Origin of the sequence: Celeribacter sp. PS-C1 (genome assembly GCF_019429625.1) — a bacterium.
Taxonomy (GTDB): domain Bacteria; phylum Pseudomonadota; class Alphaproteobacteria; order Rhodobacterales; family Rhodobacteraceae; genus Celeribacter.
Map to the genome: position 1 here is coordinate 1 of NZ_JAHXRW010000027.1, position 6,780 is coordinate 6,780.

Genomic DNA, 6,780 nt, shown 5'->3' on the forward strand with positions numbered 1-6,780 from the left:
GGGGCAACTCAACGACGTCAGACGCGTCAACAACTACGCGCTCTCTCTTAGGAGCAACCAAATTCTGTCGTGAATGCAGCAACTGCAGATCGCTTCGGAAAGGCCGGTCGCTGGTCGGATATTCTCAAGGTTTCCCGAACTTAACCAGAGCTCAAACAGGCCTGTTCTGGGTCATACGAAACACCCCTTATAGATCCATCTCTGATCCTCTCAACGGCCTCGTCAATGGCAAACAAGGGCACTAAGAACCATTCCCGTGGCGTAACTAGATGGCCGAATCGGTCTTTAATTTGGATATCCAGCCTAGCCCGCTCAAAGACACGATGCAGCAGGTTCTCGAGCCTGATCCTGCTGATGTTGTATAGCTCGTATGTTGTGACGATCTCAACATCGGCCATGAGGAAGGTTGGGTCCAGCTTGGCACTGGCGATGCGCTTTTCAACGCTGCCACCTGTCACGCCGATTTTGTGCAGCAGTTCACGGTTTTCTGCGACGATAGGTAGGTCAGACTTGGAACGCAGCACATAGATAATTCCACTTGCCTGATCGCCATCAGCGGCTGCGTCTGAAAACAACGGTCCCGCGGTCGGGTCTGTAATCCTACGACCAGCATCATCATCTGTCAGCGCTCGCTGCAATGAACGCATCAGCAGATTGCTTTCAGTGCCATTGTCAAAAATGACCCGCAGCCGAGCATCTTTGGTGCCTTGGTCATTGAGGAATTCTTCCTCCTTGTCGGCCACATAGGCCTTTTGGCCCTTGAGAATGAAAAAACGACCAGGCTCGATTTCCGACTTTCTCTCGAACGGTCTTGCCATTCGTAAGCCAACATCGAGATCGCCCTGAACTTTTTCGAACAGTGGCCTAAAACGGTCGAAGTCATCACAGGTTTTACGATTTGCGATTTCTTCTGCGGCCTTCTTCTCGGCAGCGGGGCGCACGTGCCTTAAGGTCGTGATGTCACCTCCATCGCCTTCGATGTCAGCGAGATCAGCGGCTAGATCATCTAGGTCAATCTCGGCCTCATCATTGGGAGGCTCGGCGGACATCGAGAGGAGCCCATTGGTGTCGAGCGGTTCAAGCAGAAATCTGTATTCGGGATTAGACGCAAGCCTTTCAAGCCGCACAGCATAAAGACGTTCAAAGATGTCCTTGTCCTCGCCACGCAGAGGAGCATGACCTTCGCGCTCAAAGAAGCGCTGGATCTCTTCGAAGCCTGCGATCACGCGTTCCTCAATAGCTGACCGTTTAACAGGCTTTTCAAGTGCATCAAACTCGGCAAGGTCGGCGGCCAAGTCATCAAGGTCATCACTCATAGCGGCCCTCCTTATGGAAACGCATGAAGGCAGTTGCCCCTTCGGCCATAAGTTTTTCGTATGGGTCGGCAGCGGTCATCGACGGTGCCCGCCCGTTCTCTTTCTTGAACCGTCTCGCCCGCTTCGCCCACATGATGGCATCCTCCGGTGTAATGGGGCTCCGTTTGGCTGAGATCACTGCTTGTACCTGGCGAAGGCTCTCTTGGTTCATCGATTTAGAGAGGATGTTGTATGCCTCTCCAAAGGGGTTAATCGAGTCAATCAAGTCGATGTCGAGGTCGCGGACGTTTACGAACTTGCGGACCCCATCGATCAACGCGGTGTTGGAAGAGGGCTCTTTCTCCTCATCGTCGAGGAGCGTCTTCTTAGCTTGTTGTGTGAGGTTCATTGCTGCTACGGCCCGTTGGCGCACGGCCTCGATATCATTCTCTTCGAGTTCCGGATAGCGATCCTTGATGATCTTGCCCATCCGAACAATGGTAAGCTCTTCTGGCACAAGCTCACCGCCTGCTTCCTGACCGTCAAACAACCCGCGTTCCAAGGTGGGTTTGTCTTGCACAAAAGCCGTTATGACTTCGTTCAGGTCTTCCTGACAAATCCGTTCCGCTTCCTTGGACTTCGGCTCCACAAGCCCTTTGATCTCGATCTGGAACTGACCGCTTGACTCGCTGAAACCGACATTCGTCCGCTCCGGGTCATAGCCCCCCTCGCCATAGTCGAACCCCGGCTGGCTGGTCGATGTCGGTGTCTTAGGCGTAAAGTTGAAGCGGGGGGCAAGAACCTGCTCCATCAGCAGGCTTGCGGCGATGGCCTTGAGCGTATCGTTGATCGCCTCGGTCACAGCCCCTTCGGAAGCATCCGGCTCTGCGATCAGATTGGTGAAACGCGCACGGGTCTTGCCCTTCGCATCGCGGGTGGCTCGCCCGATGATCTGGACGATCTCAGTGAGGCTCGCACGGTAGCCAACCGTCAGAGCATGTTCACACCAAATCCAGTCGAACCCTTCCTTGGCCATGCCAAGGGCAATGATCAGATCCACATGATCACGGTTGTTCTTTTCAGCCGGGTCCTTTAGCGCCCGTGAGACACGATCCCGCTTGGTCGGGTCGTCTTCAACCAGATCGGCGATCTTGATGATCTGTCCACTGGGGGTCTTCACCAAATGGAACCCGGTTTCGGCATCCGTCTCCTGCCACTCCCCGAGGGCGTCGATGATGTGATCGACCTCTTTGTGTTTGTCGCCTGTGCTTTCGCGGGCGTTGACGTTCGGGATGTGGAGGATTGTTTTCTCTGTCGGGTTCAGCACGGCCAAAATATCGTCGGCATAGGATCCCGTGTAGAAGAAATAACCGATGTCGAGCGTTTTGAGGTACTCGTAGCCGTTGAGCTGCTCATAATAGGTGTAAGTGACGGTATCAAACTTGGCCTCATCCTCCGGGGCAAGAACCGCCTCCGCGTCGCCCCGAAAATAGCTGCCGGTCATGGCAACGACGTGTACTTTGCCTCGCTCAATCAACTGGCCAAGGTGTGCGCCCAGCTTGTTGTCCGGATTCGCGCTGACGTGGTGAAATTCATCCACGGCGATCAGACGGTCATCAAAGACCTCGACCCCGAACCTGTCTACGGCAAAACGGAAGGTGGCATGAGTGCAGACGAGGACCTTATCGTTGCTTTCAAGGAACTTGCCGACAGCGCCGACCTTACCATCATCGCCACCGGGAGCATTGCACAGGTTCCACTGGGGCGCGACCGTCCAATCCGCCCAGAACCCGTATTTCGATAGAGGCTCATCATTAAAGCTCGACCCGATGGACTTTTCGGGCACGACAACGATGGCCTGCTTGCAGTTTTGGTTCTTCAGCTTATCCAAGGCGATGAACATCAAGGCACGGGATTTGCCCGACGCAGGAGGTGACTTGATCAGCAGATACTGCTCCCCCCGCCGTTCATATGCCCGCTCCTGCATGGCCCGCATCCCAAGCTCGTTGGACGTGGTAGAAGCCCCAGTCCGGGCGTAGTTCATCGATACGGCGGGAATGTGATAGTGCCCCTGCGCTTCACTAAAGCCCTTTCCACGCGGTTTCGGAGCGAGCCGCTTCTTCTTCGCCTTGGCAAAGAACCCTTCGTCCTGTTCCGGAATGTCCGTCAGGTCGATATCCTCGTCGCGGATGGCGGCGATCTCAGTGATACGTTTTTTCGAAATAGTCATCGAAGTCCCTCCGCTCGTGCGAGGTTGCTTTGCGGGCGCTGATCAAACGGTAGGCTCCATCCCGATCCGTGTGCACGACACATAGGATCAAAGGAGCATCACTGTCAGAACCAAGTCGTCCGAAACTGATTTCACGACGTTCGCCATACGAACTATGATCTTCGCCGGTCAGAACATCGTTCTGGAAAATCTCTGCGGCTTCTTCAAAGGATATACCGTGTTTCTTACGGTTTTCTAAGTCCTTGTTGGCATCCCATTCGAAGGGCAAAACGCCGCTGCCATCGTCGAGGACAAGATCATAGGTGACTTTCATTCGACTGGCACCTTCGTTGTCATCTTCGTGTACATCTCGAACAGTTTTTCCAGCCGTTCGGTGTCGTTGCGGAAGCATCTGCCGATGTAGATGCGCTCAAGGACCTCGTCGTTGCGGTCATGGGCTTGCCTCAGGTTTTCTGGCATCAGACTATTGCCCTCTTTGTCGCTGGCATAGAGGTCAGCGATGGTGGCGGGGAAATGCGCCTCGCGGGCCAGAAGGATATCCTCGGCGCAGGTGGTCAGATCTGCCTTATTCTTTTCGGTTAGCTTTGGGACGGGGAAGGTGTTCCAGCCGAGGGTGTTGGAGTAGGAATAGTCCTGTCGCAGACGCCCACAGATCGTATCGATCCAAGCTAGGTGAAGCTTCGAAGTTATAATGGCCGCGCACCAAAGCGGTGCATTGGGCATGTAGAATGCCTTATTGGTTGCAATCGTTGTTTCATCCGCGAGACCAACAGGGAAATACTCTCGGTTTTCAGAAGATACGATGGGCACAAAAATCTTTTGCGCCTCATCCCCCTTACGTTCTCTAAACTGATAGGGTTTATGGGCTAGTTTATTTACGGCCTTGTCAGTTGTCGCCAGTCGATCTCGCTTCACTTCTGATAGTCGCTCGGCGATGCTAGGATACTGGTTTGCTGTTTCGAGTTCGTCTTCATCGATCCAAAGGCAGTAACGCTCTTTGCCATTGATGAACTCCGTAGAACCTATGAAACGCCTTATGAGATTGTCGGGAAAGCCACTTTTTAGGAGATCATCTTTTTTACTCGAGTCGAGAATCAGTCCAGCAGACTTCGAGTAATAAACACCATACTCCATGCCAATCTTCGTAAACATGGGACGCCGTTTGTCTGGGACAAAATCAATTCTGTGGTGCGTGAGATATGGGTTAATATGTTCAACTTGTCTACGCTCAGAGCCATCATAAAGCCACTTGGCACCGCCAACTTTTCGATCGACCCCGGCAATAACTACAGTGACTCCAGCCTTGTTTTGGGCAAGATTCGACCATGTGAACGACCGGTGCGCAAACCGGATTTGAAAACCACGTTTGAGTAGCAGTGCCCAAGTGATCGGAACTTGCTGTCCTTGGCATAGACTGTTTGTCGACACAAACGCGAATGGCGCATCACAGAAGTCATTGTATTGCGCTGCTTTCATTAACCATGCACCGACAAAGTCGACGTTTTTCCACTTATTGGTTTCACTCTCAAAAACGTGCTTTAAGTCCTCTTTTTCCTTCGCTTCTTGCTTGCGCGAACCCTTGAACGGCGGATTGCCACAGATATAGGTCTCGCCGCCTTCATTCTCGAAGTCGATCTCGGTCTGATCCAACGGCGTGTCAAAGAGGTCCTCGGCGGTCAGCTTCACGGTCTTACCGGTGGGCGGGCAGACGTCCAGCCAGTCAAGCCGAAGGGCATTGCCGCAGGTGATCCAGTTCCGCGCATCCAGCGGAAGGAAGGTGTCCCTTGCCATTTGAGAGCCGCGATAGGTCACGTCGCACTGATACTCCGCGATGATCAGGGCCAGACGCGCGATCTCAGCCGAGAAATCCCTTAGTTCGATCCCGCGAAAGTTTTGGATGCTGATGTCCGATGCGCGGTCAGCCTCGCCTCGCTTCACATTGATCAGATGCTCAATCTCGCGCATCTTCTTGTAGGCGATGACCAGAAAGTTCCCAGACCCGCAGGCAGGGTCAAAGACGCGGATATTGGACATGCGTTTGCGCAGATTCAAAAGCTTCACGGGGCTGTCACCGGCCCGCTCAAGGTGGTCGCGCAGGTCATCGAGGAAGAGCGGGTTCAGTACCTTGAGGATGTTTGGCACGGAGGTGTAGTGCATCCCTAGTTTGGAGCGCTCCTCCTCGTCCGCGACCGCCTGAATCATCGAGCCAAAGATGTCGGGGTTGATTTGGTCCCACGGCAAACCGCCAATCTGGATGAGGTAGCGGTGCGCGATGAGCGAGAAATTTGGCACCTCGGTGGAGCCGGAGAACAGCCCGCCGTTTACGTAAGGGAATTGGTTGGCCCAGTTGGGGAGGCCCGCGCCGGCCCGGTCCTTGATCGGCACGTTCATGGCCCGGAAAATTTCGCCAATCACCTCGTGTGTGTTAGATCCATCGCGGGCGGCAAAGGTGTTGACCGTTTCGGTGAACAAGTTCTTGCCCACCAGAATATCAGTGTCCTCAGCGAAGAAGCAGAAGATCAGGCGAGCCATGAAGTGGTTCATGTCATGGCTGCGGGTGCCCCAGTCGGGGTTGTCGGAACGCAAAGTAACGTAGAGCTTGTTGAGGCGTAGGGTGGCGCGGACGTCGAACTCGGACTCGCTGAGCTGTTTGGTCTTGGACAACCCGGCGATCGGCCAGAAGAAGACGAAATGGTTGGGCAGGTCGGTGTAATCGCAGGCGATGACGTCGCCGGTGTGTAGATCCTCGGCTTCGATCTGCTGCCCGTCGGTGGCGAGGACAAAGCGAACTTTGTTGCGTTTGGTCTGGGTGGCTTTGCTGTCTTTCAGCGCTGTGAGCGTCTCTGCCAACATGCCCGGCTCGCAGGTCTTGATGTGGATCGCGTTGGTGGCGACTTTCAGCACCCCGTCGATGTCAGATTTGTTCGACGAGCCGCCCCGGAGCTTTTTGGAGCTTGAGGCGGAGTTGTCGAAGCACTCGAGGAAGGCAAAGGGGAACTCCGCCGACTCATAGGGCTGGTCGACCAGATCACTAATGGCTTGTTCGATCTCAACAGCGTTCACGGTTGGAAATCCCAGTTATTATCGCCACAATCGAATTGAGTAGCTAAATTTCTTGTCGGCATTGTGATAACTTGGAAATCAAAGGTGAGCAAATACCAAGCGATCTGCAGTTGCTGCATTCACGACAGAATTTGGTTGCTCCTAAGAGAGAGCGCGTAGTTGTTGACGCGTCTGACGTCGTTGAGTTGCCCC

The 6,780-nt window shown here is 54.1% G+C and carries 4 protein-coding genes; all 4 read right to left on the reverse strand.

What is annotated here, in order from left to right:
- Nucleotides 1–140: 140 nt before the first annotated feature.
- Nucleotides 141–1,316, reverse strand: a complete 1,176-nt coding sequence (locus J5Y17_RS18895; protein ID WP_219787411.1) for a GIY-YIG nuclease family protein — start codon at nucleotides 1,314–1,316, stop codon at nucleotides 141–143.
- Nucleotides 1,309–3,339: a DEAD/DEAH box helicase gene (locus J5Y17_RS18900; protein ID WP_219787414.1), complete on the reverse strand. Its 2,031-nt coding sequence runs from the start codon at nucleotides 3,337–3,339 to the stop codon at nucleotides 1,309–1,311. The genes J5Y17_RS18895 and J5Y17_RS18900 overlap by 8 nt, the downstream gene beginning before the upstream one ends.
- Before the next feature lie 157 nt (nucleotides 3,340–3,496).
- Nucleotides 3,497–3,838: a BrnT family toxin gene (locus tag J5Y17_RS18905; protein ID WP_219787412.1), complete on the reverse strand. Its 342-nt coding sequence runs from the start codon at nucleotides 3,836–3,838 to the stop codon at nucleotides 3,497–3,499.
- Nucleotides 3,835–6,588, reverse strand: coding sequence for a DNA methyltransferase (locus J5Y17_RS18910; RefSeq protein ID WP_219787413.1), 2,754 nt, complete (start codon nucleotides 6,586–6,588; stop codon nucleotides 3,835–3,837). Before J5Y17_RS18910 ends, J5Y17_RS18905 begins: the two co-directional genes overlap by 4 nt.
- Nucleotides 6,589–6,780 lie beyond the last annotated feature (192 nt).

Excerpts from the sequence above, each read along its gene's own strand:
- J5Y17_RS18905 (WP_219787412.1), bottom strand. The coding sequence starts at position 3,838 with ATGAAAGTCACCTATGATCTTGTCCTCGACGATGGCAGCGGCGTTTTG.
- J5Y17_RS18900 (WP_219787414.1), bottom strand. The coding sequence starts at position 3,339 with ATGAACTACGCCCGGACTGGGGCTTCTACCACGTCCAACGAGCTTGGG.
- J5Y17_RS18895 (WP_219787411.1), bottom strand. The coding sequence starts at position 1,316 with ATGAGTGATGACCTTGATGACTTGGCCGCCGACCTTGCCGAGTTTGAT.